The 2,427-nt window shown below is 68.2% G+C and carries 3 protein-coding genes; 1 reads left to right on the forward strand and 2 read right to left on the reverse strand.

Annotation, left to right across the window (positions count from 1 at the left end; translation table 11 throughout):
- Nucleotides 1-151: 151 nt before the first annotated feature.
- A complete protein-coding gene (locus tag ELR45_RS32915; RefSeq protein ID WP_129670057.1) occupies nt 152-1,030 on the reverse strand; it encodes a LysR family transcriptional regulator in 879 nt (292 codons plus the stop codon).
- 83 nt (nt 1,031-1,113) lie between these two features.
- On the opposite strand from ELR45_RS32915, the gene ELR45_RS32920 reads away from it, so the two are divergent.
- The gene (locus tag ELR45_RS32920) at nt 1,114-1,839 is read left to right on the forward strand and encodes an SDR family oxidoreductase (RefSeq protein ID WP_129670058.1); all 726 of its coding nucleotides are present in this window, start codon (nt 1,114-1,116) and stop codon (nt 1,837-1,839) included.
- A 130-nt stretch (nt 1,840-1,969) separates the two neighbouring features.
- On the opposite strand, the gene ELR45_RS32925 is transcribed toward ELR45_RS32920, so the two are convergent.
- Nucleotides 1,970-2,427, reverse strand: a 458-nt coding sequence (locus ELR45_RS32925; protein WP_165368315.1) for a TetR/AcrR family transcriptional regulator, incomplete at its 5' end; no start/stop codon positions are given.

Raw genomic sequence — 2,427 nt, forward strand, 5'->3', positions numbered from 1 at the left:
GTGTGGCAGGCTTACGCAGTCCCGCGAAGGGAACGTGACGTTCGAGTATGACAGCGCCTACCGCGCATCAGACGATGCGAGGTGACTGCGAAGGACTACGGGCACGCCTGAGACCTGGTAGTTCCAGACCAAGCGAGCCACGCGCGTGATCTCAGCCCGTGGGCGCGGGCAGCGCGGTGTCGCGGAGCCCGGCCGCTGAGCGGACGAGTGAGGTAATTGCCGGTGAGTGACTGCTCGGCGGCCATGCGATCACCGTGGTGACGTTCGGCGCGTCGACGACGGGCACCGCGACGTGTTCGGGCCACTGCCAGGCACGGCTGGAGGCGGGGATGACGAGCAGCGTCTTGCCGAGGGCTACGAGCTGAGCGAGCTGCGACTGGGTGTGGACCTCCGGTCCGGGACCGTCCGGGTAGGACCCGTCGAGCCGGGGCCATCGAGCGATCGGCAGGTCGGGCACATCGCGGACGTCCGCGAGCGTGAGCTGATCCCGTGTCGCGAGCGCATGCTTCGCGGGAAGGATCGCGACCTGGCCTTCCACGCAGAGGTCCTCGGTGTCGAACCCGGCGAGGTCGTCGAATGGATGGTGCATGAGTGCGACGTCGGCGCGCCCGTTGCGCAGTAGCTGTGCCTGCTCGCCGACCTCGCACAGGAGTACTTCGATCGGCGTCGCGCCGGGTTCGTTTGCGTGCGCGTCGAGGAGCTGTTGCAGAAGCTCGTGGGACGCCCCGGCTTTCGTCACGAGCACCAGCGGCCGCTTCAGATCCCCGGCACGCCGCGTCCGGCGCGCAGCGGCCGCGACCGCGTCGAGGGCCGCTCGGGCTTCGCGGAGCAGCACACTGCCGGCGTCGGTGAGCGCCACGCCACGACGGTCCCGGTCGAGGAGCTGGACGCCGAGCCGCCGTTCCAGCTGGCGGATCGCACGTGAGAGTGGCGGTTGTGCGATCCCGAGCCGACCGGCGGCGCGGCCGAAGTGCAGCTCCTCGGCAACGGCGACGAAGTACCGGAGTTCGCGGGTCTCGAGATCGTCCACGGACAAAGCCTACCGACTGATACCTGGCGAGTATCACGGCGTACTGAATCGGTCTTGGACAACGAGTGCGCGGCTCGCCGAGCATGGATCGAGTGAACAACACAAAGATCGCGCTGGTCACCGGTGCGAACAAGGGAATCGGTTTCGCCATCGCACAGGGTCTCGGGGCGATCGGCTTCACGGTCGCCGTGGGCGCGCGCGACGAGGCCAGGCGCGAGGAGGCCGTCGAGCGTCTGCGTGCCGCAGACATCGACGCGTTCGGGGTCGTCCTCGACGTCACCTCCGACGACAGCGTCACCGCGGCAGCGGCGACCATCGAGCGGACGGCAGGACGGCTCGACGTGCTCGTCAACAACGCCGGCATTTCCGGCCGGACCGACGGAGGCGCGCAAGACCCGACGACACTCGACCTCGACGTCATGCGCACCGTCCTCGACACGAACGTGTTCGGGGTCATGCGGGTGACGAACGCGATGCTCCCGCTGCTGTGCCGCGCAGGCTCGCCGCGCATTGTCAACATGTCGAGCAACATGGGCTCGCTGACAGTGCAGACCGGCCCGATCTTGGCCGCTTATGCACCATCAAAGTCGATGCTCAACAGCGTCACGGCACAGTACGCCCGCCGGCTCGCCGACACGAACGTCATAGTGAACGCTGGCTGCCCCGGCTACGTCGCGACCGACTTCACCGGCTTCAACGCGCCGCGGACGCCCGAGCAGGGTGCCGCGATCGCGATCCAGCTCGCTACTCTGCCGGATGACGGGCCGCGCGGCGGCTTCTTCGACGACGAGGGTGTGGTCCCCTGGTGACCCGGACGCGGACGGCAGCGCGACGGCACCGGCTCGCACACATCGACGGCGACGGGGTCGAGTGCCGTCCACCAGCCCGGCTGCGCCCAGGCGCGAGGCGGCCGAGCTGGGCCAATCGGCTGGCCAGACCTTAAGAGGAGGAGCCACCGGCGGTGGAGAATCCGTGGAGAAAGGTGCGGATGGCGACGTCTCCGGCGCGGTGGCGGGGCAGGTGCCCGCTGTTGATCGACTCGGCCGCGACGTAGATGATCGAGTAGAAGATGCCGAGGATCCATGCCGGGTCCACGTCCGCGAGCAGGATGCCTTCGTCCTGTGCGCGTCGGATGATGGTAGGCAGTTCCTCGTCTTCGCCTTCATGCCAGTTGGGGTTCCCCTTGAACCGCTCGGGGTCAGCGAAGAGGAAGATGAGTGCGTCGCCGACGTCGATCGACGCGCGCATGAGCGCCTCGAGCTGCTCCGCCGCCGTCTCGTTGCCGATCGTCGCCTTCTGTCCCTCGCGTTCGAGCAAGGTGCTGGCTGCGATGAGCGCGGCGTCGACCAACGCCTGGCGATCGGGGAAGTAGCGGTGCAGTGTGCTTCGGCTGACGT

The organism is Phytoactinopolyspora endophytica (assembly GCF_004138495.1).
Lineage (GTDB): Bacteria > Actinomycetota > Actinomycetes > Jiangellales > Jiangellaceae > Phytoactinopolyspora > Phytoactinopolyspora endophytica.

Excerpts from the sequence above, each read along its gene's own strand:
- ELR45_RS32920 (WP_129670058.1), top strand. The coding sequence starts at position 1,114 with ATGGATCGAGTGAACAACACAAAGATCGCGCTGGTCACCGGTGCGAAC.